The 22,582-nt window shown below is 74.7% G+C and carries 18 protein-coding genes and 1 pseudogene; 10 read left to right on the plus strand and 9 right to left on the minus strand.

The window, feature by feature from the left end; genetic code table 11:
• Positions 1-72: 72 nt before the first annotated feature.
• The 4 genes from JK356_RS06790 to JK356_RS21730 all read left to right on the plus strand — a co-directional run bounded on the left by JK356_RS06790 (position 73) and on the right by JK356_RS21730 (position 4,005).
• Positions 73-1,266 carry a Gfo/Idh/MocA family protein gene (locus JK356_RS06790; RefSeq protein WP_201866630.1) on the plus strand — a complete coding sequence of 398 codons (1,194 nt, stop codon included), beginning with the start codon at positions 73-75 and terminating at the stop codon, positions 1,264-1,266.
• Between the two features lie 42 nt (positions 1,267-1,308).
• Entirely contained in the window at positions 1,309-2,481 is a 1,173-nt protein-coding gene (locus JK356_RS06795; protein WP_201866631.1) for a dihydrodipicolinate synthase family protein, read from the plus strand.
• Positions 2,482-2,486: 5 nt separating this feature from the next.
• A complete protein-coding gene (locus JK356_RS06800) occupies positions 2,487-3,332 on the plus strand; it encodes a sugar phosphate isomerase/epimerase (protein ID WP_201866632.1) in 846 nt (281 codons plus the stop codon).
• A gap of 397 nt (positions 3,333-3,729) precedes the next feature.
• On the plus strand, positions 3,730-4,005 hold the full coding sequence (locus JK356_RS21730) for a DUF2087 domain-containing protein (RefSeq protein ID WP_307815432.1): 276 nt from the start codon (positions 3,730-3,732) through the stop codon (positions 4,003-4,005).
• Positions 4,006-4,034: 29 nt separating this feature from the next.
• Here the strand turns inward: JK356_RS21730 and JK356_RS06810 are convergent, their stop codons facing one another.
• Positions 4,035-4,952: a hypothetical protein gene (locus JK356_RS06810; RefSeq protein ID WP_307815433.1), complete on the minus strand. Its 918-nt coding sequence runs from the start codon at positions 4,950-4,952 to the stop codon at positions 4,035-4,037.
• Positions 4,949-7,111, minus strand: coding sequence for a PEP/pyruvate-binding domain-containing protein (locus tag JK356_RS06815; RefSeq protein WP_307815434.1), 2,163 nt, complete (start codon positions 7,109-7,111; stop codon positions 4,949-4,951). Before JK356_RS06815 ends, JK356_RS06810 begins: the two co-directional genes overlap by 4 nt.
• Before the next feature lie 301 nt (positions 7,112-7,412).
• Here JK356_RS06815 and JK356_RS06820 point away from each other — a divergent pair, with 301 nt between their 5' ends.
• Both JK356_RS06820 and JK356_RS06825 read left to right on the plus strand, forming a co-directional pair.
• The gene (locus tag JK356_RS06820) at positions 7,413-9,740 is read left to right on the plus strand and encodes an ATP-dependent RecD-like DNA helicase (protein WP_201866635.1); all 2,328 of its coding nucleotides are present in this window, start codon (positions 7,413-7,415) and stop codon (positions 9,738-9,740) included.
• Positions 9,741-9,866: 126 nt separating this feature from the next.
• On the plus strand, positions 9,867-11,186 hold the full coding sequence (locus JK356_RS06825) for a citrate synthase (protein ID WP_374100619.1): 1,320 nt from the start codon (positions 9,867-9,869) through the stop codon (positions 11,184-11,186).
• A 289-nt stretch (positions 11,187-11,475) separates the two neighbouring features.
• Here the strand turns inward: JK356_RS06825 and JK356_RS06830 are convergent, their stop codons facing one another.
• Positions 11,476-11,703, minus strand: coding sequence for a heavy-metal-associated domain-containing protein (locus JK356_RS06830; RefSeq protein WP_201866637.1), 228 nt, complete (start codon positions 11,701-11,703; stop codon positions 11,476-11,478).
• A 235-nt stretch (positions 11,704-11,938) separates the two neighbouring features.
• Between JK356_RS06830 and JK356_RS06835 the strand changes: the two genes are divergently transcribed.
• Positions 11,939-12,589, plus strand: a complete 651-nt coding sequence (locus JK356_RS06835) for a DedA family protein (RefSeq protein WP_201866638.1) — start codon at positions 11,939-11,941, stop codon at positions 12,587-12,589.
• Positions 12,590-12,627: 38 nt separating this feature from the next.
• Here the strand turns inward: JK356_RS06835 and JK356_RS06840 are convergent, their stop codons facing one another.
• From JK356_RS06840 to iolC, 6 genes are all read right to left on the minus strand, one after another.
• A complete protein-coding gene (locus JK356_RS06840) occupies positions 12,628-12,828 on the minus strand; it encodes a MerR family transcriptional regulator (RefSeq protein ID WP_201866639.1) in 201 nt (66 codons plus the stop codon).
• A gap of 188 nt (positions 12,829-13,016) precedes the next feature.
• Positions 13,017-14,489, minus strand: coding sequence for a CoA-acylating methylmalonate-semialdehyde dehydrogenase (gene mmsA / locus JK356_RS06845; RefSeq protein ID WP_201866640.1), 1,473 nt, complete (start codon positions 14,487-14,489; stop codon positions 13,017-13,019).
• Positions 14,490-14,562: 73 nt separating this feature from the next.
• Positions 14,563-16,449, minus strand: a complete 1,887-nt coding sequence (iolD, locus tag JK356_RS06850; RefSeq protein WP_201866641.1) for a 3D-(3,5/4)-trihydroxycyclohexane-1,2-dione acylhydrolase (decyclizing) — start codon at positions 16,447-16,449, stop codon at positions 14,563-14,565.
• Complete coding sequence (iolB, locus tag JK356_RS06855; protein ID WP_201866642.1) at positions 16,446-17,381, minus strand: 5-deoxy-glucuronate isomerase; 936 nt, start codon at positions 17,379-17,381, stop codon at positions 16,446-16,448. The genes iolD and iolB overlap by 4 nt, the downstream gene beginning before the upstream one ends.
• A gap of 46 nt (positions 17,382-17,427) precedes the next feature.
• The gene (locus tag JK356_RS06860) at positions 17,428-18,321 is read right to left on the minus strand and encodes a deoxyribose-phosphate aldolase (protein ID WP_201866643.1); all 894 of its coding nucleotides are present in this window, start codon (positions 18,319-18,321) and stop codon (positions 17,428-17,430) included.
• A complete protein-coding gene (iolC, locus tag JK356_RS06865) occupies positions 18,318-19,382 on the minus strand; it encodes a 5-dehydro-2-deoxygluconokinase (protein ID WP_201866644.1) in 1,065 nt (354 codons plus the stop codon). The genes JK356_RS06860 and iolC overlap by 4 nt, the downstream gene beginning before the upstream one ends.
• Before the next feature lie 200 nt (positions 19,383-19,582).
• Here iolC and JK356_RS06870 point away from each other — a divergent pair, with 200 nt between their 5' ends.
• The 3 genes and pseudogenes from JK356_RS06870 to JK356_RS06880 form a co-directional block, all read left to right on the plus strand.
• The gene (locus tag JK356_RS06870) at positions 19,583-20,581 is read left to right on the plus strand and encodes a sugar ABC transporter substrate-binding protein (RefSeq protein ID WP_201866645.1); all 999 of its coding nucleotides are present in this window, start codon (positions 19,583-19,585) and stop codon (positions 20,579-20,581) included.
• Positions 20,578-21,654, plus strand: a complete 1,077-nt coding sequence (locus tag JK356_RS06875) for an ABC transporter permease (protein WP_201866646.1) — start codon at positions 20,578-20,580, stop codon at positions 21,652-21,654. Before JK356_RS06870 ends, JK356_RS06875 begins: the two co-directional genes overlap by 4 nt.
• A gap of 137 nt (positions 21,655-21,791) precedes the next feature.
• Positions 21,792-22,577: pseudogene (locus tag JK356_RS06880) on the plus strand (ATP-binding cassette domain-containing protein); the annotation flags it as partial.
• Positions 22,578-22,582 lie beyond the last annotated feature (5 nt).

Consider the following 22,582-nt stretch of genomic DNA (forward strand, 5'->3'; position numbering starts at 1 on the left):
CTTGTCCAAGCAGCTGTGGAGAGGTTAGCTTCTCCTGCGATAGAAAGCGCTTACCAAGGAGGAAGAGCGGGGATGGGCGAGCAGGCAGCAGCGGGGGACAACGGCAGGCGCAGGACCGTCCGGATCGCCATGAACGGCGTGACCGGCCGGATGGGTTACCGCCAGCACCTGGTCCGTTCGATCCTCGCCATCCGTGAGCAGGGCGGCATCCCGACCGGCGACAGCGAGGGCACGGTGATCTGGCCGGAGCCCGTCCTCGTCGGCCGCCGTGAGCACGCGCTGCGCGACCTCGCCGAGCGGCACGGCCTGGACCCCGGCGCGGTCTCGACCGACCTGGACGCCGTGCTGGCCGACGACAGCGTCGACATCTACTTCGACGCGCAGATCACGCTCGCCCGCGAGGAGGCCATCGCCAAGGCCATCGCGGCGGGCAAGCACGTCTACACCGAGAAGCCGACCGCGACCGGCCTCGACGGCGCGCTGCGGCTGGCCCGGCTCGCCAGCGAGGCCGGCATCAAGCACGGCGTGGTGCAGGACAAGCTGTTCCTGCCGGGCCTGCTGAAGCTGAAGCGGCTCATCGACGGCGGCTTCTTCGGCCGGATCCTGTCGGTGCGCGGCGAGTTCGGCTACTGGGTCTTCGAGGGCGACTGGCAGTCCGCCCAGCGGCCGTCGTGGAACTACCGCGCGGAGGACGGCGGCGGCATCGTCGTGGACATGTTCCCGCACTGGGAGTACGTCCTGCACGAGCTGTTCGGCCGCGTCGAGTCTGTGCAGGCCCTTGTCCGCACTCACATCCCCCGGCGCTGGGACGAGCGGGGCGAGCCGTACGAGGCCACCGCCGACGACGCCGCCTACGGCATCTTCGAGCTGGCAGGCGGCGCCGTCGCCCAGATCAACTCCTCCTGGGCGGTGCGCGTCAACCGCGACGAGCTGGTCGAGTTCCAGGTCGACGGCACCGAGGGCTCCGCCGTCGCGGGCCTGCGCAACTGCCGTGTGCAGCACCGTTCGGTCACGCCGAAGCCGGTGTGGAACCCCGACCTGCCCGCCACCGAGCGCTTCCGCGAGCAGTGGCAGGAGGTGCCGGACAACGGCGAGTTCGACAACGGCTTCAAGGCCCAGTGGGAGCTCTTCCTGCGTCACGTCGTCCTCGACGAGCCGTACACCTGGGACCTGCTGGCGGGCGCGCGCGGCGTGCAGCTCGCCGAACTCGGCCTGGCCTCGGCGGCGGAGGGCAAGCGCCTGGCCGTCCCCGAGCTGACCCTGTGACCCGTCCCGCGACACGAGCGACCGCGAGGAAGTGAACACACCGTGATCCGACTGCCAGACGCGACGGGGACGCTGCGCGCGTACACCCCGCGCGGCGAGCCCGCCGCCTTCGCGACGGCCGCGCGGGACGGGGCCCCGCCGCCCGCCTCCCGCATCGTCTTCTCCGCCGCCCACGTGGTGGCCGACCCCTTCGCCGACACCACCCCCGACGGCCCCGCCGCGGTCGACTGGGACGCCACGCTGGCGTTCCGCCACCACCTGTGGTCCCACGGGCTGGGCGTGGCCGAAGCCATGGACACCGCCCAGCGCGGCATGGGACTGGACTGGGCCGGAGCCGCCGAACTCATCCGCCGCTCCGGGGCCGCGGCCCGCGCGTCCGGCGGCCGCATCGCCTGCGGCGTCGGCACCGACCAGCTCCCGGCCGGGCCCGCCCCGTCGCTGGCCGAGGTGCGCGCCGCGTACGAGGAGCAGCTCGCCGTCGTCGAGGAGACCGGGGCGCAGGCCATCCTCATGGCCTCGCGCGCCCTGGCCGCCACCGCGGCCGGTCCCGGCGACTACCTCGAGGTGTACGGGCACCTGCTGCGGCAGGCGTCCGAGCCGGTCATCCTGCACTGGCTGGGCCCGATGTTCGACCCCGCGCTCACCGGCTACTGGGGCAGCGAGGACCTGGACGCGGCGACGGAGACGTTCCTGGAGATCATCGCCGCCCACCCCGACAAGGTGGACGGCGTGAAGGTCTCCCTGCTGGACGCCGGGCGCGAGATCGCCCTGCGGCGGCGCCTGCCGGACGGCGTGCGCTGCTACACCGGCGACGACTTCCACTACCCCGAGCTGATCGCCGGGGACGACAAGGGCTTCAGCCACGCGCTGCTGGGCATCTTCGACCCGCTGGGGCCGCTTGCCGCACAGGCCGTGCGCGTGCTGGACACCGGCGACACCGAGGGCTTCCGCAAGCTGCTTGACCCGACCGTGCCGCTGTCGCGCCACCTGTTCCAGGCGCCGACCCGCTTCTACAAGACGGGCGTGGTCTTCCTCGCCTGGCTGGCGGGCTACCAGGAGCACTTCGCGATGGTCGGCGGCCTCCAGGCGGCCCGCTCGCTGCCGCACCTCGCCACCGCTTACGAACTCGCCGACGGCATCGGCCTCTTCCCGGACCCCGGCCTCGCCGAGTCCCGGATGCGGCGGCTGCTCGCGGTCTACGGCGTGGAGGGCTGAACACCATGGCAGACACCAGCGGGAACGCGCTCGCCGCGCGTTTCTCGATCAACCAGATGACCGTCAAGCAGCTGTCACTGCCCGACCTGGTCAAGGGCTGCGTGGACCTGGGCATCCAGGGCGTCGGCTTGTGGCGCGAGCCGGTGGCCGAGCACGGCCTGGACGCTACGGCCCGGCTCGTGCGCGAGGCGGGGCTCACCGTGACGTCGCTGTGCCGGGGCGGGTTCTTCACCGCCGAGGACCCGGCGGAGCGCGCCCGCGCGCTGGACGACAACCGCGCCGCCATCGACGAGGCCGCCACGCTGGGCACGGACACCCTGGTCCTGGTCTCCGGCGGGCTGCCGCCCGGCAGCCGCGACCTGCACGCCGCGCGGGAGCGGATCGCCGACGCCCTGGCCGAGCTCGCGCCGTACGCCGGCGAGCGCGGCGTGCGGCTGGCGATCGAGCCGCTGCACCCGATGTACGCCGCCGACCGCTGCGTCGTCTCCACGCTGGCGCAGGCGCTCGACCTGGCCGAGCGCTTCCCGGCCGAGCAGGTCGGGGTGACCGTCGACACCTACCACCTGTGGTGGGACGACCGGATCGCCGAGCAGATCGCCCGCGCGGGCGCCGGGGGCCGCATCGCCATCTACCAGCTCGCCGACTGGACCACGCCGCTGCCCGCCGGGGTGCTCAACGGCCGCGGCCAGATCGGCGACGGCGCCGTGGACTTCCCGTGGTTCCGTGCCCGGGTCGAGGAGGCGGGGTACGACGGGCCGATCGAGGTGGAGCTGTTCAACGACGTCCTGTGGGCGCGTGACGGCCTCGACGTGCTCGCCGAGACCCTCGTCCGGTTCCGCCAGCACGCCTGATTCCCGCCCCGCCCGCCCCGGCCCTTCTCCCCTGGGGGCCGGGGCGGGCTTGTCCGTCCTGCCGCAAGACCCGTGCCCGACCCGCATGCGGTGTGTCCGTCGCTGGTACGCACGGAGGCCCAGGGCTGCCCGGCCCATACCGGGCACCTGTAGCTCCGCTTCACGACCATGCCGCCGCAACCAGGTATGCCCCAGACAGCGCCAACCGAGTGAACGGACCGCGGTCTGCTGGATTTCTTGCGGGGAGACGCACGGTGACGTCGTGCCAGCCAGTGCGGTGGGCGTGTGCGCCCCGTGCCTGCGCCGCCCCGTCGGCCAGGACCCCTGCGGGACGGCCCGCGACCGTGCCCGCCGGAAACGCGTTGCCCTGCCGGGCGACGGCTGCCAGGCTGCCCGCGTGAGTGAGAACGAGCCGCGCACCAGCAGCGACGTGTCCGCCCTGTTCGACGCGCGGGGGCGGCTGATCGCCATTCCCCGCAAGGCCGCCCGGCGCCAGCAGCTGCTCGTGCACCTCGCCCACACGCTCTTCGAGCCCGGCCGCTCCTACAGCGAACGCGAGGTCAACGACGCGCTGCGGACCGTCCACGAGGACTATCCGGCGCTCCGCCGCTACCTGATCGAGGCCCGGCTGCTCGCCAGGACCCGGGACGGCGGCAGCTACCACCGCGTGTAGCCCGCGGCCCGGGACGCGCGCCGCCCGCGTCAGGGCGAGGCGTCACCGGCGGCCACCACGCGCAGCCGGATGCGGTCGACCGTCGCGTCCTCCAGGCAGCCGCGCAGGCGGTGGGTGTCGTGCGCGGTGAGCGAGGGGTGGATGGTGACGGCGAACAGGCCGTCGCCGAGCACCGACATGCCGGCGTTGGCCAGCGGCAGCGACGTGGCGTCGCGGCACCGCTCCCACTGCTGGCGGGCGGCGAGCGTCGCCTGCTCGTCGCTGATGCCGCGCACCTCGACCGTGAACAGCAGCGTCGTCGCCCCGGCGTCGCCGTGCTCGGGCGGCCTGGTCTGGGTGAGCCGCGCCAGCCCCGTCACCAGCCCCGCGCAGACCGCTGCGAGCAGCGCCCAGCCCGCCAGCCGCCGCAGCCGCCGCCATGGCTGCCGCGGCGGGCCCAGCGGCGGCCGCGGCGGCAGCTCCGGCGCCTCGCCCGGCGGGGGAGGCGGCGCCAGCACCGCGAGACGGCGCCCGGCGGCGGGCCGCGCCCCCATGGCGGCGCGCGCGACGCGTTCCACCGCCCAGGCGACGCCCGACAGCGCCACCCCAGCCGCCATCAGCACCGGCACGAAGACGAACGTGTGCCGCTCCCGGTCCATCGCCTGCTCCAGCCAGGCGAAGCGCGGCGCCCCGCCGGCCTCCCCGGTGCCCGCCGCGGTCCCTGGCGGCCCGGCGTCCGCGCCCCGGTCCCGGCCCCGGTCCCGGTCCCGCAGCAGGGCACGCTCCAGCCGCGCGATCCGGTCGAACAGCGCCAGCCCGAGCAGCAGCACCTCCACGACCAGCAGCAGCACCCCGCACAGGATCGCCCGCTGCCACTGCCACCGGTACAGGTACACCACCACGTACCCCGCCGCCCCCAGCGCGGCCACCGTGCCGATGAGGTAGGCGGCCAGCCTGGCGGGGCTCACCGCCGCACCTCCGCGCCCGCCAGCTCCCGGCCGCCGCCCGGGGCGTCCTCGCCGGCCCGCGCCACCTCGCCGCTGGCGCCGTCCACCACCAGCGGCGTGCCCGGCGGGAAACGGTCCACGGCGCCCGCCGCCCCCGTCACCGCCGCCAGCCCCAGCTCGCGCGCCAGCACCGCCAGGTGCGACAGCGGGCTGCCGGTCTGCGCGACCAGGCCGGTCAGCGACGGCAGCAGCGGTGCGAGCGCCGGGTCGAGCGTGCGGACGACGAGCACCGGCCGCTCAGGCGGCTCTCCCGCGCCGTCCCACGCCGTGCCGGTGACCCGGCCGCCGGACACCCCCGCGGCCCCGCCCCGCGCCCCGGCCGGGCGGGGGGCCGCGTCCGCCACGACGACGCCGCCCTCGGCCAGCCGGAACGCATCCGGCAGCGGCGCCGACGCCGCCCGCGCCGGGCGGGCGGCCAGGTCCGGCGGCAGCGCCGCGCCGTGGGCGGCGGCCATCAGCTCCTCCCACCGCAGCCGCGCCGCCGTCCCGCTCGTCACGCCCAGCCGCCCGGCCAGCTCCGCCACCAGCCTGGCCTGGAACTCCTGCACCCACCGGATCCGCAGCCGCAGCGCCTCCCTCGGCCCCAGCCGCCCCGTCCCCGGCGTCCCCGGCGTCCCCGGCCCCGTCCCGGCCGTGCCCCGCGCCGGCAGCCGCAGCGGCTCGGTCAGGCTCGGCGGCACCAGCGCGAGCACCTCCGGGCGCGCCCGCACCAGCCGCTCGTCCGGCAGGCCCTCGGCGCGGCCGTGGCGGAGCGCGGCGAGCCCGCTGGCCGCCGCCGTGCCGCTGCCCGGGCCGTGCGCCGCGGCGGGCAGCAGCGCGCCCGCCAGCGCCTCCTGCGCGTGCAGCGGCACCAGCACGGCGCGCGCCCAGCGGAGTGCGGCGGCCAGCTGGGCCGCGCTCAGCCCGGCGGGCGGCCCGGCCTCGGCCAGGCGGCGGTCGACGTCGGTCAGGAGCGCCTCCGCGAGCCGGGGCAGCGTGCCGCGCAGCCGCCCCACGCGCCACGCCGCCCCCAGCCGCCGTGCCCCCGGCAGCGGGTTGAGCGCCGCCAGCACGCGCCGGGCGCGCGAGGAGGGCGTGGCGGCGCCCAGCAGCGCCAGGTCGGCCACGGCGCGCCCGGCCACGGTGGTCACCACCGGCCGGGCGCGCAGGACGCGGCGCGGCGCCGCCCCGGCCAGGTGCAGCGCGGCGGCCAGGCCGTGCGCCATCGGTGTCACCCACAGGTCCTCCTCCAGCGGCTGGAGCACGCCGGGCATCGTCTCCGCGACCGGACCGGGTCCCAGCAGCCGGGCGCGGCGGCGCGGGCGCGGTGCCATGGCGGTGATGGGGCGGCTCTGGAACAGCCACAGCCGTCCGGTGTCCGCCTCGAAGCCGAACTCCATGTCCTGCGGGCCGCCGAACACCCGCCGGGCACGGCGGGCCAGGGCCGCCAGCCGCCGCAGCTCGGCGGGGGTGAGCGGCCCGCCGTCCGCACCCGGCGGGGCGTCGTGCGGCCGCCTGCCGTGCCGGGTCAGAGGGAGCGTCGTGCCCTGCCGCTCGCCGCTGACCAGGCGGTCGGGGCCGCCGCGGACCACGCTGAGCAGCAGCCGGTCGGTGCGCCCGGTCACCGGGTCCGCGCCGAAGAGCACCCCGCCGGCCCGGGAGCGCACCATCGGCTGGACGAGGACGGCCATGGCGGCCCGGGAGCCGCGCGCCGCCGCCGAGTCCCTGACGGTCTGCACCGCGGCCGTGAACTCCTCCCAGCCGCGCACGCCGAGGACGGAGGCGAACTGGCCCGCCATCGACGACCGGGCCGTGTCCTCGGCGGCGGAGGAGGAGCGGACGGCCAGCGGCACCCGCCCGTCCGCGCTCATCTCGCGCCACGCGCGCCGCAGGCCGGGTTCGTGCGCCCGCCCGGCCGCTGGCAGCACGACGAACCCGGGCAGCACCGGCAGCCCCGCGGCCGCGGCCCGCGCCAGCGCGGCGGCCTTGCCCCCGGCGGTCCGGGCGTCCCGCACCCGGCCGTCGGTGAGCGGCAGGACGGTCGCGGCGGGTGCGCCGCTGCCGGCGCTGTCCCCGCTGGCGCCGTGAGCCCGGTTGCGCTGGTTGGTCCGGTGTATCCGGTTGTGCCGGTTGTCCCGCACGTGGCTCCTCCGACTTCTCCGTCCCGCCATCCCCGGGGCCCTGTCCAGACCGTCGCTGGGGCCGTCGCAGGGAAAGACGCGGTGAAACCGCCGGTACCTGACAAGAAGTTCCTTTCCAGGCGAGGCCGGCGACAAGGTCCCACCAGCGCTCATACCGCTGGCCGGAGTCCCGGCACGGGGGCGCGAAGAGGCAGAGCGGGGCGCGTCCGTGACGTGGAGGGCGTGCGGGGCGTACGAGGGCGCGCGGTCCCTGACGGGATCACCCCCGTTCGGTGTCAGCGCGGCGGGCTAACGTCGAGCCATGGTGGCGGAGAGGTCTCGGCGTGCGGACGGGCCCCCTCGGGCGGCGGCGGTGGTCGAGGGCGTGCTCGAGCGGATCACGTACGCCAACGAGGAGAACGGCTACACGGTGGCCCGCGTCGACACCGGGCGCGGCGGCGACCTGCTGACGGTCGTCGGCTCGCTGCTCGGCGCGCAGGTGGGCGAGTCGCTGCGGATGACGGGACGCTGGGGCTCGCATCCGCAGTACGGCCGCCAGTTCCTGGTCGACTCCTTCACGACCGTGCTGCCCGCGACCGTGCAGGGCATCCGCCGGTACCTGGGATCAGGGCTGGTCAAAGGGATCGGCCCGAAGACAGCCGAGCGGATCGTGGACCACTTCGGCGTGGCCACCCTGGACGTGATCGAGGAGGACCCGGAGCGGCTGATCGAGGTGCCCGGCCTCGGCCCGAAGCGCACGGCGCTGATCGCCGCCGCCTGGGAGGAGCAGAAGGCCATCAAGGAGGTCATGGTCTTCCTCCAGGGCATGGAGGTGTCCACCTCGCTGGCGGTGCGGATCTACAAGAAGTACGGCGACGCCTCGATCTCCGTGGTGCGCAACCAGCCGTACCGGCTGGCGGCGGACGTGTGGGGCATCGGCTTCCTGACGGCTGACCGCATCGCGCGCGCCGTGGGCATCCCGGCGGACAGCCCGGAGCGGGTCAAGGCCGGCCTGCGGTACGCGCTGTCCCAGGCCACGGACCAGGGGCACTGCTATCTGCCGGAGGAGCGGCTGATCGCGGACACGGTGAAGCTGCTCCAGGTGGACACCGGCCTTGTCATCGAGTGCCTCGCCGAGCTCGCGGCCGAGCCCGAGGGCGTGGTGCGGGAGCGGGTGCCGGCTCCGGAGGGGGCCGGCGGCGAGGACGGCGAGGTCACGGCGGTGTACCTGGTGCCGTTCCACCGGGCGGAGCTGTCGCTGGCGGGGCAGGTGCGGCGGCTGCTCGGCGCGGCGGAGGACCGGCTGGCGGCGTTCCGCGACGTGGACTGGGAGGCGGCGTTCGGCTGGCTGGCGCGGCGCAGCGGGACGGAGCTGGCGCCCGAGCAGCGGGACGCGGTGCGGCTGGCGCTCACGGAGCGGGTGTCGGTGCTCACCGGCGGGCCGGGCTGCGGGAAGTCGTTCACCGTCAGGTCGGTGGTGGAGCTGGCGCGGGCGAAGCGGGCGCGGGTGGTGCTGGCGGCGCCGACAGGCCGGGCCGCCAAGCGGCTGGCGGAGCTGACGGGCGCGGAGGCGTCCACGGTGCACCGGCTGCTGGAGCTGAAGCCGGGCGGGGACGCGGCATACGACCGGGACCGGCCGCTCCAGGCGGACCTGGTGGTGGTGGACGAGGCGTCCATGCTGGACCTGCTGCTGGCGAACAAGCTGGTCAAGGCCGTGCCGCCCGGGGCGCACCTGCTGCTGGTGGGGGATGTGGACCAGCTGCCGTCGGTGGGCGCGGGGGAGGTGCTGCGCGACCTGCTGGCGCCGGGCAGCCCGGTGCCCTCGGTGCGGCTGACGCGGATCTTCCGGCAGGCGCAGCAGTCGGGCGTGGTGACCAACGCGCACCGCATCAACGCCGGGCTGCCGCCGGTGACGCAGGGGCTGCCGGACTTCTTCCTGTTCGTGGCCGAGGACACCGAGGAGGCCGGCCGGCTGGCGGTGGACGTGGCGGCGCGGCGGGTGCCGGCGAAGTTCGGCCTCGACCCGCGGCGGGACGTGCAGGTGCTCACGCCGATGCACCGGGGCCCGGCCGGCGCGGGCACGCTGAACGGGCTGCTCCAGCAGGCGGTGACGCCGCCCCGGCCGGGGCTGGCGGAGAAGCGCGTCGGCGGCCGGGTCTTCCGTGTCGGTGACAAGGTCACGCAGATCCGGAACAACTACGACAAGGGGAAGAACGGCGTCTTCAACGGCACCGTCGGCGTGGTGACCGGCATCGACCTCGACGAGCAGCGGCTGACCGTGCTCACCGACGAGGACGAGGAGGTCCCCTACGACTTCACCGAGCTGGACGAGCTGGCGCACGCCTACGCCGTCACGATCCACCGTTCGCAGGGCAGCGAGTATCCCTGCGTCGTGATCCCGCTCACCACGAGCGCCTGGATGATGCTCCAGCGCAATCTGCTGTACACGGCCGTGACGCGGGCGAAGCGGCTGGTGGTGCTGGTCGGCTCGCGGCGGGCGCTGGGGCAGGCGGTCCGCAGCGTCTCGGCGGGGCGCCGGTGCACGGCCCTGGCCGCCCGCCTGGTGGGGTTCCCGGGGCCGGACGGCGCGGCCCAGGCGGCGCCAGAAGCCGGCCGCGCCGGGGCCGCGACCCGCCCGGAAAGCAGCTGATGCCCCGGTTTGAGCGGCACGGCGTGCCAGAGAATGGGCCAATTGCAGACCCCGAGTGCACAATCCTGCGCCTGATGGGGGACAGTGGAAGGAGTCAGGGCACCTCGAAGAAGAGGCACTACGTCGGTGAGGGATGACGTGAGCGAAAACAACGCAGTCTCCGCGGATGCGGTAACCCTGCGGTACGGCGACAACGAGTACCGCTTCCCGGTGGTGGACAGCTCGATCGGTGACCGTGGCTTCGACATTGCCAAGCTGCGCGCCCAGACCGGTCTGGTGACCCTGGATTCCGGGTTCGGGAACACCTCGGCGTGTACCTCGGCGATCACCTACCTCGATGGTGAGCAGGGCATCCTGCGCTACCGGGGCTACCCGATCGAGCAGATCGCTGAGCGCGGCTCGTTCCTGGAGACGGCCTACCTGCTGATCAACGGCGAACTGCCGACGGTGGATGAGCTGTCCGCGTTCCGCAGCGAGATCACCAAACACACTCTGCTGCACGAGGACGTCAAACGGTTCTTCGACGGCTTCCCCCGGGACGCCCACCCGATGGCCATGCTGACGTCCGTCGTCAGCGCGCTGTCCACCTTCTACCAGGACAGCCACAACCCCTTCGACGAGGAGCAGCGGCGGCTGTCCGCGATCCGGCTGCTGGCCAAGCTGCCGACCATCGCGGCCTACGCCTACAAGAAGTCGATCGGCCACCCGCTGGTCTACCCGCGCAACGACCTGGGCTACGTGGAGAACTTCCTCCGCATGACCTTCTCGGTCCCGGCCGAGGAGTACGAGCTCGACCCCGTGGTCACCAACGCGCTGGACAAGCTGCTGATCCTGCACGCGGACCACGAGCAGAACTGCTCGACCTCCACCGTGCGCCTGGTCGGCTCCTCGCAGGCCAACCTCTTCGTCTCCATCTCCGCGGGTATCAACGCGCTGTGGGGGCCGCTGCACGGCGGCGCCAACGCGGCGGTGCTGGAGATGCTGGAGCGCATCCAGAGCGAGGGCGGCGACGTCGACTCCTTCATCCGCCGGGTGAAGAACAAGGAGCAAGGCGTCCGGCTGATGGGCTTCGGGCACCGCGTCTACAAGAACTTCGACCCGCGGGCGAAGATCATCAAGGCGGCGGCGCACGAGGTGCTGTCCGCGCTGGGCAAGTCCGACGAGCTGCTGGACATCGCCCTGCGCCTGGAGGAGCGCGCGCTGAGCGACGACTACTTCATCTCGCGCAACCTCTACCCGAACGTGGACTTCTACACCGGTCTGATCTACCGGGCGATGGGCTTCCCGACCAGCATGTTCACCGTGCTGTTCGCCCTCGGCCGGCTGCCGGGCTGGATCGCCCAGTGGCAGGAGATGATCACCGACCCGAAGACCCGGATCGGCCGTCCGCGGCAGATCTACACGGGTGTTGCCGAGCGGGAGTACGTGCCGGTCGAGCAGCGGTGAGCGTGCCCGCGCAGATGTGACCGAGGTCACATCAAAGCCCGTGCAACCTTTCGGTGAGTCATGGGTCTAACCGGTCGACGTTGGCGCGGATTCGGCTGGATCCACGCCAACCGCCGTCCAGCCGGGGTCCCGTGGGGGGACGCTCTGAGCGGACGGCCGAAGCGCCCCGCAACGGGCCCTGTGGGGGGACCCGCGGCGGGGCGCTTCCCTCATGCCGGCGGCCGGGCGCGCGCGTTCCGGGCGCCCGGCCGGGGAGGCGTTCTGCTTCCGGGCTTGGCCCGGGCTTCTCTCAGGCGCGGCCGACCAGTTCGTACCCGGCCTCGTCCACGGCGGCGCGGACGGCCTCGTCGTCCAGCGGGCCCTCGGCGGTCACCGTCACGATGCCGGTGGCGGCGCTGGCCGTGACGCCGGTGACGCCGGGGATCGCCCCGACCTCCTCGCGGACGGCCCCCTCGCAGTGGCCGCAGGTCATCCCGGACACCTTGAACGTCGTCGTGGTCGCGCTCGTGCTGCTCATGAGACGGTCCTCACTTCCCGGAACCCCGTGTGAAGCCGGCTGGGCTTCCTTGCGCCGCCGAGTATACCCCTACCCCCAGGGGGTATATCACTCCCGGGAGGATCCCCCAGGTCCCCCCTAGGGGAGCGGGCGGCGCCTCCCGGGGAAGCCCCGGGGATCTCCTGGCAGCCGTTCCCGTGCTGGTCGCCCATGTGTCAGCTTGGGCTGACACGTCGCTCGCACGGACGGAAGGCACATGGACGGGGCACTGTGGATCTACACGCTGCTGGCGCTGGGCACCGCGCCGCCGCTCGTTCCCAACTCGGCCGCCATCGCCTCCGCCGGAGCGCTCGCCGCCCAGGGGCAGCTGAGCCTGACCGCCCTGTTCCTGGTGGTCGCGGCCAGCGCCGTCGCCGGTGACGCCATCGTCTACGGCGCCGGGCACCTGGCCAGGCGGCGCACCCTGCGCTGGCTGGCCCGCTCCCGGCGCCGCGCCCAGGTGATGGACTGGATCGCCGGGCGGATCCACCGCCACGGCGTGCCGTTCGTCATCGCCATCCGCTTCCTGCCCAGCGGCCGGGTGGTCGGCGGCCTCACCGCGGCGCTCGTGCGCTACCCCGTCCGCCGCTACCTGCTGGGCGCGACCGTCGCCGAGGTGATCTGGGCGTCGTACACCATCGGCCTTGGCTACTGGGGCGGTGCGGCGCTGGAAAACACCTGGTCCGCCCTGGTCATCGGCCCCGGCGTGTCACTGCTGGTGGCGGCCACGGCCCAGCTGATCAGCGCGCGCGCCCGGCGCCGGGCGGGCGGCCCGGTCACACCGCCGCGGCCCGAGCAGCCCGAGAGCGGCGCCGACCCCGAGCCAGCGCGGTGCCTCGCGCTCGCCGGCTGCACTCCGTCGCGGTGACCCCTCACGGGCCAGTCACGCGCCAGTCACACGCCAGGTCACTCGCCGGGCCGCCCCCGGTAGCCGGGCCGGCGGCGCACCCACTCCTTCACCGTCTCCGGGCGCCAGAACGGCCGCCCCTTCTCCACCACGTCCGGCGACGGCAGCAGCCCGTGCTTGCGGTAGGAGCGCACGGTGTCCGGCTGCACCCGGATGTACGCGGCGATCTCCTTGTAGGACCACAGTCCGCGGTCCGCCATCTCTCGCACCTCCTCAACGGACGGCGACCGACGTGCGATCAGCCATGTGTCCGGCCAAACGAGGGCGCGGGAGCGAGGACCGCGTCCGTTGAACACCTGTGACGGGAGGGGCGCGTAACGGTGACGACCGTTGCGAAGCGGCGACGTAACGACGCGTGAGGTGCTGCGCGACGCCCGGCGCGGGCGCGCTAGCCGCGGCCGGGCCCCGGGCCGGGCCAGCGGCTCGTCACCACCTTGCCGCGCGTGAAGAACCGCACCCCGTCGGGGCCGTAGATGCGGTGCTCGCCGAAGAGCGAGTCCTTCCAGCCGCCGAAGGAGTGGTACCCGACCGGCACCGGGACCGGCACGTTCACCCCCACCATGCCCGCCTCCACCTCCAGCTGGAAGCGGCGGGCCGCGCCGCCGTCCCGTGTGAACACCGCGCTGCCGTTGCCCCACGGCGAGGCGTTGACCAGCGCCAGCGCCTCTGCGTAGTCCGCCGCCCGCACCACGCACAGCACCGGTCCGAAGATCTCGTCCCGGTAGGCGTCCATGCCCGGCCGCACCCGGTCCAGCAGCGACACCCCCAGGAAGAAGCCGCCCTCGTGCCCCGGCACGCGCAGCCCGGTGCCGTCCAGCACCACCCGGGCGCCCTGCGCGCGTGCCCCCCGCACGTACCCGGCGACCCGCTCCCGGTGCTCCGCCGAGATCAACGGCCCCATCCGGGACCGCGGATCGGTGCCCGGACCGACCCGCACCGCCGCCGCCCGGCGCGCGATCCGCTCCACCAGCGCGTCCCCCGCCGCCTCGCCCACGGCCACCACGACCGACACCGCCATGCACCGCTCGCCGGCCGAGCCGTAGGCCGCCCCGACCGCCGCGTCCGCCGCCAGCTCCAGGTCGGCGTCGGGCAGCACCACCATGTGGTTCTTCGCCCCGCCCAGCGCCTGCACCCGCTTGCCGCGCGCCACCGCCTCCCGCCGCACCGCCCGCGCCACCGGCGTGGAGCCGACGAAGCTGACCGCCGCCACCTCCGGATGCGCCACCAGCCGTTCCACAGCGGGCCGGTCGCCGTTCAGCACGTTCAGCGCGCCGGGCGGGAACCCGGCCGCCTCCGCCAGCTCCGCCAGCCGCAGCGCCGCCGAGGGCACCTTCTCGCTCGGCTTGAGCACCACCGTGTTCCCGCACGCCAGGGCCACCGGCACCGTCCACAGCGGCACCATGGCCGGGAAGTTGAACGGCGTGACGCACGCGACCACGCCCAGCGGCTGCCGCAGCGACACCACGTCCACCCCGGTGGCCGCCTCCACCGACACCTCGCCCTTGAGCAACGACGGGACGCCGCAGGCCAGTTCGACGACCTCCAGGCCCCGGTCCAGCTCGCCCAGCGCGTCCGCGCGCACCTTCCCGTGCTCGGCGGTGACCAGGTCCGCCAGCTCCTCGCGGTGCGCGTGCAGCAGTTCGCGGAAGCGGAACAGCGCGGCCGTGCGCCGCGCCAGCGAACTCGCGCCCCACACGGCGAACGCCCGCCGCGCCGCCGCCACCGCCCGGTCCGTCTCCGCCACCGACGCCAGCGCCACCCGCCCCGTCCGCTGGCCGGTCGCCGGATCGAACACCGGCCCGTAGCGCCCGGACTGGCCCGCCACCGGCTCGCCTCCGATGCGGTGCGGGATCTCCCTCATCCGCCCCCTGCCTTCCCCAGCCGTGCCCGGCTGCCGTCACGCCTGTTGCGTCCTCGCGTCCTCGCGCCCCGCCTCACAGATGGCGCCGCCGCCCGGCACGGCCGCGCTCGTACGCCTCGCGCGCCGCCCGCGCCGCCGGGCGGCCCGAGACCTCCGCCACCGGCACGTCCCACCACGCCTGCGCCGGCGGCGCGGCCGGCGCCGGATCGGTCGCCACGTACACGCACACCGGGCCCGTCGCCGCCCGCGCCGCCGCCAGCGCCTCGCGCAGCCCGTCCCAGGTCGCGGCCCGCAGCACCTCCATGCCGAGCGAGGCGGCGTTCGCGGCCAGGTCCACGGGCAGCGGCGCGCCCGTGAACGAGCCGTCCGCCGCCCGGAACCGGAAGTCCGTGCCGAACCGTTCCGCGCCGGTCAGCTCCGACAGGCCGCCGATGGAGGCGTAGCCGTGGTTGTCCACCAGCACCAGCCGCAGCGGCACGCGCTCCTGCACGGCGGTGACGATCTCCGTCGGCCCCATCAGGTACGTGCCGTCGCCCACCAGCGCCCACACCGGCCGCCCGGGGTCCGCCAGCAGCACGCCGATCGCCGCCGGGATCTCGTAACCCATGCAGGAGTAGCCGTACTCCACGTGGTACTGCCGCCGTGACCGCGCCCGCCACAGCTTGTGCAGGTCCCCGGGCATCGATCCGGCGGCGTTGATGACGACGTCCTCGTCGCCGGCGACCGCGTCCAGCGCGCCCAGCACCTGCGTCTGCGTCGGCCGGGCGCTGCCCCGCGCCGGCACCAGCGCCGCCGCCACCGCCCGTTCCCAGCGCGCCGCGGCCTCGCGGTACTCCGTCTCGTAGCCGGACGCGACCCGGTACCCCGTGCCCGCCAGCGCCCCGGCCAGCGCCTCCAGACCGGCCCGGGCGTCCGCCACCAGCGGCAGCCCGCCCATCTTGTGCGCGTCGAACGGCGAGACCGTCAGGTTGACGAACCGGACCCCCGGCGCGGCGAACAGCGTCCCCGAGGCCGTCGTGAAGTCCGTGTACCGGGTGCCGACGCCGATGACCAGGTCGGCCCGGCGCGCCAGGCCGTCAGCGACCGCCGTGCCCGTGTGGCCGACCGCCCCCACATCGCACGGGTGGCCGTGGCGTAGCGCGCCCTTGCCCGCCTGCGTGCAGGCCACCGGGATGCCGGTGGCGTCGGCCAGCGCCCGCAGCGCGTCCTCCGCGCGGCTGTGGTGCACCCCGCCCCCGGCGATCAGCAGCGGCCGGCGCGCGGCCCGCACCGCGGCGACCGCCCGCGCCAGCGCGGCGGCCTCCGGCGCGGGACGCGGCACGTGCCACACGCGTTCGGCGAAGAACTCCCCGGGCCAGTCGGCTGCTTCCGCCTGCACGTCCTGCGGCAGCGCCAGCGTCACCGCGCCCGTCTCGACCGGGTCGGCCAGCACCCGCATCGCCTGGAGTGCGGCCGGCACCAGCGCCTCGGGCCGGTGGACGCGGTCGAAGTAGCGGCTGACGGGCCGCAGCGTGTCGTTGACCGACACGTCCCCGGCGCCCGGGTGCTCCAGCTGCTGCAGCACCGGGTCGGCGGGCCGCGTCGCGAACGTGTCGCCCGGCAGCAGCAGCACCGGCAGGCGGTTGACCGTCGCCAGCGCCGCGCCCGTCACCAGATTCGTGGCGCCCGGGCCGATCGAGGTGGTGACGGCCTGCGCCGACAGCCGGTCGCGGTGCCGGGCGAACCCGACGGCCGCGTGCACCATGGCCTGCTCGTTGCGCCCCTGCCGGAACGGCAGCGGCGCGCCGGGGCCCTGGCCGCTCTCGACGAGCGCCTGGCCCAGCCCGGCCACGTTGCCGTGGCCGAAGACGCCCCAGCAGGAGTCGATCAGCCGCTGCCGCCGCCCGTCCCGTTCCGTGTACTGCCGCGCCAGGAACCGCACTAACGCCTGGGCGGTGGTCAGCCGCGTCGCCGCCGTCACGGGTGCGCCTCCCTCTCCGTCGGGCCACCGGGTGCCCGGGGCGCCTCGTACAGCGGCAGCCGCGGGTCGGTGGCCTGGGTGTGCCAGGTGTCCCTCAGCCAGGCGAAGTCCGGGTGGTCGCGGATCAGCCAGCGGCGCTCGGGGTGCGGGCCGGCCATCACGTTCAGGTAGTACATGTCGTGGCCGGGCGCCGCGATCGACGGGCCGTGCCAGCCGTCGGGGATGACCACGGCGTCGCCGCTGCGGACCTCGGCGAGCAGGTCCGTGCCGCCGGGCCGCGAGGCCGCCACCCGCTGGTAGGCCACGCCCTCCGCGCCGGCGGCGGCGCGGGCGAGCGAGAAGTAGTAGATCTCCTCCAGCTCGGACTCCTCGCCGGGCACGTGCCGGTCGTGCTTGTGCGGCGGGTACGACGACCAGTTGCCGCCGGGCGTGAGGACCTCGACGGCGATGAGCCGGTCGGCCTCGAAGACGTCCGCGGCGGCGACGTTGTTGACCTGCCGCGCACACGTGCCCGCGCCGCGCAGCTCCACCGGCACGCCCCACGCCGGGCCGTACCGGGCCGGCAGCCGCCGCTCGCAGCGCGCCCCCGCCAGCGCGAACAGCCCGCCGCCGCGGGAGGACACCGTGACGCTGGCGCCCCGCGGCACGTACGCGAAGTCGCTGACGGCGGTGAAGACGTCCGGCCGCCCGTGCAGCGTGAACTCCCGCCCGTTAGCCGTCACCTGGCAGCCGCCGGACAGCGGCAGCACGATCCACTCGCTGTCCCCCGCGGAGAAGCGGTGCCGCCCGCCTGCGGCCAGCGGCAGCACCCGCAGCGAGCAGTGCCGCAGCCCCGCCGCACCCGGCGACAGGTCCAGCGCGTACGGTCCCGCCGCCCCGCCGCCGGCCGGAATGTGGCGGCGCTCTCCTGGTGTCCTGCCTCCAGCCGCCAACGCCGCCTCCTCGCCTGTCGTCTCCTGTGGCTCCTGCGCACCCCGCTCACCCCGCGACGAGCGCCGCCGCCGTGTCGACGGCCGCCGCCACGTCGTCGTCCGCCGGGTACAGCAGCGCCCGGCCCGCCACCAGCCCCTGCACCGTGGGCAGCCGCAGGGCCGCCCGCCAGCGCTCGTAGACCGCCTCCTGGTCCCGCTTGTCGCCGCGCGCGTCCCCGCCGAGCAGCACCGCCGGCAGCGTCGACGCCGCCAGCCCGTCCTCGATCCGCCGCGGGTCGCGCGGCACCGGCACCTTCAGCCACGTGTACGCCGACGTGCCGCCCAGGCCCGACGCCACCGCCACCGCCCTGGCCACGCCCGCCGGGGACAGGTCGCTGACGACCCGGCCGCCCTCGCGGCGCGCCAGGAACGGCTCGACGAACACCGGCAGGCGGCGCCGCGCCATCTCGTCGATCACGCGGGCGGTGCCCGTCAGCGTCGACAGCGAGCCGGGGTCCGACAGGTCCATGCGGAGCATCAGCTTGCCGCCGTCGAACCGCAGCCGCTCGATGTCCTCCGGGCGGTGGCCCGTGAACCGGTCGTCCAGCTCGAACACGGAGCCCGCCAGGCCGCCGCGGTTCATCGAGCCCAGAGCCACGCGGTTCTCCAGCGCGCCGAGCAGCAGCAGGTCCTCCAGCACGTCCGCCGTGCCGAGCACGCCGTCCACGCCGGGCCGCGACAGCGCCAGCAGCAGCCGCTCCAGCAGGTCGCGGCGGTCGGCCATCGCCAGCTCCCGGCCGCCCGCCGCGAGCGCGCCGCGCGCCGGGTGGTCGGCGGCGATGATCAGCAGCCGGCCGCGCTCGCCCAGCAGCGGGCGGCGCGCGCGCCGGGCCGCGGCCGCCGCGACGGCCTCGGGCCGCCGGGCGCGCACCGACGCCAGGGCGGACACGTCGACACTCACGGGCCGTCCTCCCTCCGCCCCGCCGCGTGCGGGACCCGCTCCGCTCCGCCCGGCCCGCCCGGGCCGGCCCGTTCGCCGCGCAGCAGCGCCTCCACCTCGTGCGGGAACGGCATGGCGGGGGAGCACGCCAGCCGGGAGGCGACCAGCGCGCCCGCCGCGTTGGCGTACCGCGCCGTCCGGTACGGGTCCCAGCCCGCCAGCAGCCCGTGGCAGAGCGCGCCGCCGAACGCGTCGCCCGCGCCGAGGCCGTTGACCACCCGCACCCGGTGCGGCGCCACCTCGGCCGTGCGCCCGTCGCGGTGCGCGGCCAGTACCCCGTCCGGGCCGCGCTTGACCACGGCGAGCGTCACGCCCGCCGCCACCAGCGCCTGGGCGCAGGCGTGCGCCCCGCGCGCGCCCGTGGCGACCTCGCACTCCGCCACGTTCCCCACCGCGACCGTGGCGTGCGCCAGCGCCTCGCGGTACGGGCTGCGCGCCTCGGCCGCGCCGCCGGGCCAGAACCCCGGCCGCCAGTCCAGGTCGAAGACCGTGGCGACCTGGCCCGGCGCGCCGCCGTCCGCCGACCGCGCCGCCAGCGCGGCGAGCGTCGCCGCCCGGCTGGGCTCCTGGCACAGCCCGGTGCCCGTCATCCAGAACACGCGGGCCGCGCGGACCGCCGCCAGGTCCAGATCCCCGGGCCGGATGAGGAGATCGGGGGCGGTCGGCCGCCGGTAGAAGTACAGCGGGAACCGGTCGGGCGGGAACAGCTCGCAGAACGTCACGGGCGTGGGCGGTCCCGCGACCGGCCCCGCCCACCGGTCGTCCACGCCGTAACCGCGCAGCTCGCGGCGGCAGTACGCGCCGAAGGGGTCCTCGCCGGTGCGGGTGATGACGGCGGCGGAGCGGCCCAGGCGCGCGGCGGCCACCGCCACGTTCGCCGCCGAGCCGCCGAGGAACTTGCCGAACGTCTTCACGTCGGCCAGCCCCACTCCGGTCTGGAGCGGGTACAGGTCCACGCCGATGCGTCCCATCGTGACCACGTCAAAGGCGCCGTCCTCGCGCGCCCGTTGCTCCACGGCCATGCCGACGCCCCTTGCTCGCGGCTCCGTTGCCCGGCTGTCCGTCCAGAGTCCTGCCGTCCGTCCCGCCTGTCAATGCTATGTCCGGACATAAGGACGTCCGGCCCGTCGTAACCTAGGCATGTCATGACAACCTATTGACATCACTGCGCTGTCCGGAGTTTGCTCCGGGCAGGCTCAGAGAAGTCGAGGTAACCGGAACCATGAACCGCACCCCCACCCGTGCCGTCATCGCGGCGGCCTGCGCGGTGCTGCTGCTCGCCGGCTGCTCCAGTTCCACCGGCGGCCGCGCGGCCAGGGAACGGGCAGACGAGATAGCGGCCGGTCAGGCCGACACCCCCCGCATGACCGTCGCGCTGATCACCCACTCCGCGCCCGGTGACACCTTCTGGGACATCGTCCGCAAGGGCGCCGAGATGGCCGCGTCCAAGGACAACGTCAACCTGATCTACTCCAGTGACCCGGAGACCAGCGAGCAGGCCAACCTGATCCAGAACGCCATCGACCAGGACGTCGACGGCATCGCGGTGACCCTCGCCAACCCGGAAGGGCTCGCCGGCGCGCTGGCCGACGCCGAGGCCGCGGGCATCCCCGTCGTCGGCCTCAACTCCGGCATGACCGCCTGGGAGGACCTCGGCCTGCTGTCGTTCTTCGGGCAGGACGAGCGCATCGCGGGCGAGGCGTTCGGCGAGCGGCTCAACGAGGAGGGCGCCGAGAACGCCGTCTGCGTCATCCACGAACAGGGCAACATCGGCCTCGAGGAACGCTGCGCGGGCGTCGCCGACACCTTCGAGGGCGAGATAGAGAACCTGTACGTGGACGGCGCCGACCGGCCCTCGGTCCGCTCCACTATCGAAGCCAGGCTGCGCGAGGACTCCTCGATCGACTACGTCGTCACGCTGGGCGCGCCGTTCGCGCTGACCGCCGTGACATCGGTCGAGGACGCGGGCAGCGACGCCCAGGTCGCCACGTTCGACCTCGACGCGGAGCTGACCCGCGCCATCGAGCGCGGCGACGTGACCTTCGCCGTCGACCAGCAGCCCTATCTCCAGGGGTACCTGGCGGTGGACGCGCTGTGGCTGTACGTGAACAACGGCAACACCAGCGGCGGCGGCACCGAACCGGTGCTGACGGGACCGGCGTTCGTCGACCAGGAGAACATCGAGGAGATCGCCGAGTACGCCGAGAACGGGACCCGGTGACGCCTGTGAGCCAGACCGCTACCGGCACCGTGGAGCGGCGTTCCCTGCCGCTGCGGCTGCTTGCCCGCCCGGAGGCCGGCGCCTTGCTGGGCGCGGCCGCCGTCTTCGCGCTGTTCTACGCCGTCGCGCCGCCGTTCCGCCAGCTCGACTCGCAGGCCACCGTGCTGTACCAGTCGTCGACGCTGGGCATCATGGCGCTGGCCGTGGCCCTGCTGATGATCGGCGGCGAGTTCGACCTGTCCTCCGGTGTCGCCGTGACCGCCTCGGCGCTCACCGCCAGCATGACCGCGTTCCAGTTCACGCTGAACGTGTGGTCCGGGGTGCTGGCCGCGCTCGTGCTCTCCCTGGCCATCGGCGCGTTCAACGGCGCGATGCTGGTGAAGACGCGGCTGCCGAGCTTCCTCATCACGCTCGGCACGTTCCTGATGCTCCAGGGCCTCAACCTCGCCCTCACCAAGGCCATCACCGGCAACGTCACCACCGACGCCATCGGCGACATGGAGGGCTTCGACCAGGCCCGCGCCGTGTTCGCCTCCCGCATCGACATCGCCGGGACCAGCGTGCGCGTCACCGTGCTGTGGTGGCTGGGCTTCGCCTGCCTGGCCAGCTGGGTGCTGCTGCGCACCCGCTACGGCAACTGGGTCTTCGCCGTCGGCGGCGGCCAGGACAGCGCGCGGGCCATGGGCGTGCCCGTCACGTTCGTCAAGATCAGCCTGTTCATGACCGTCGGCTTCGCCGCCTGGTTCACCGGCATGCACCAGCTGTTCGCCTTCGACACCGTGCAGTCCAACGCGGGCGTCGGCAACGAGCTGCTGTACATCGCCGCCGCCGTCCTCGGCGGCTGCCTGCTGACCGGCGGCTACGGCTCCATCGGCGGAACCGTCATCGGCGCCTACCTGTTCGGCATGGTCTCGCAGGGCATCGTCTACGCCAACTGGGACCCCGACTGGTTCCTCTTCTTCCTCGGCGCCATGCTGCTGCTCGCCACCCTGCTCAACCTGCTGGTCCGCAGGCGCGCAGCCCTGGGCACACCGGTGCGGCGGCGCGCGACCGCACCGAGGGAGGCACGATGACCACCGGCACGGACACCACGGCGCCCGCGGCCCCGGACACCCCGCTGGTCGAACTGCGCGACGTGGGCAAGACCTACGGCACCATCCGCGCCCTGTCCGGCGTCAGCCTGTCCCTGTACCCCGGGCGCGTCAGCTGCGTCCTGGGCGACAACGGAGCGGGCAAGTCCACGCTCATCAAGATCATTTCGGGGCTGCACCAGCCCAGCGAGGGCGAGATCCTCGTCGACGGGCGCCCGGTGCGCCTGTCGGGCCCGCGCGACGCCCTCGCGCGCGGCATCGCCACCGTCTACCAGGACCTGGCCACCGTCACGCTGATGCCGGTCTGGCGGAACTTCTTCCTCGGTGCCGAACTCACCCGGGGCCGCTGGCCGTTCCAGCGCCTGGACATCCCGCGCATGAAGCGCCTCGCCGACGAGGAGCTGCGCAGCATGGGCATCGAGCTCAACGACCTCGACCAGCCCATCGGCTCGCTCTCCGGCGGGCAGCGGCAGTCCGTGGCCATCGCGCGCGCCGTCTACTTCGGCGCCCGCGTGCTGATCCTTGACGAGCCGACGGCCGCGCTGGGCGTGAAGCAGTCGGGCGTCGTCCTGAAGTACATCGCGGCGGCGCGGGAGCGCGGGCTCAGCGTGGTATTCATCACGCACAACCCCCACCACGCCGCCATGGTGGGCGACCACTTCACCGTGCTGCGGCTCGGCTCGGTCGAACTGAGCGCCGCGCGCGACGAGACCAGCCTGGAGGAGCTGACCCACCACATGGCCGGCGGCGCGGAACTGGCCGCGCTCCGCCACGAGCTGGCCGAGGTCAGCGGCGTCGACGTCGCGCGTCTGCCCGGCAACGGGAACGGCGGCACAGCCAACGGCAAGGACGGCGGCAAGGAGAGCGGCAAGAACAGCGGCAGCGGCGGTGACGGCGGACCGTAGAGGAG

The organism is Streptomyces sp. 7-21 (genome assembly GCF_016741785.1).
Lineage (GTDB): Bacteria > Actinomycetota > Actinomycetes > Streptomycetales > Streptomycetaceae > Streptomyces.

What these genes read in the sequence shown, in the direction of transcription:
- JK356_RS06790 (WP_201866630.1), top strand. Translation starts at nt 73, where the DNA reads ATGGGCGAGCAGGCAGCAGCGGGGGACAACGGCAGGCGCAGGACCGTC.
- JK356_RS06840 (WP_201866639.1), bottom strand. Translation starts at nt 12,828, where the DNA reads ATGGCGGACCGCGGACTGTGGTCCTACAAGGAGATCGCCGCGTACATC.
- mmsA (WP_201866640.1), bottom strand. Translation starts at nt 14,489, where the DNA reads ATGAGGGAGATCCCGCACCGCATCGGAGGCGAGCCGGTGGCGGGCCAG.
- JK356_RS06830 (WP_201866637.1), bottom strand. Translation starts at nt 11,703, where the DNA reads ATGAGCAGCACGAGCGCGACCACGACGACGTTCAAGGTGTCCGGGATG.
- JK356_RS06835 (WP_201866638.1), top strand. Translation starts at nt 11,939, where the DNA reads ATGGACGGGGCACTGTGGATCTACACGCTGCTGGCGCTGGGCACCGCG.
- JK356_RS06870 (WP_201866645.1), top strand. Translation starts at nt 19,583, where the DNA reads ATGAACCGCACCCCCACCCGTGCCGTCATCGCGGCGGCCTGCGCGGTG.
- JK356_RS06800 (WP_201866632.1), top strand. Translation starts at nt 2,487, where the DNA reads ATGGCAGACACCAGCGGGAACGCGCTCGCCGCGCGTTTCTCGATCAAC.
- iolC (WP_201866644.1), bottom strand. Translation starts at nt 19,382, where the DNA reads ATGGCCGTGGAGCAACGGGCGCGCGAGGACGGCGCCTTTGACGTGGTC.
- JK356_RS06820 (WP_201866635.1), top strand. Translation starts at nt 7,413, where the DNA reads ATGGTGGCGGAGAGGTCTCGGCGTGCGGACGGGCCCCCTCGGGCGGCG.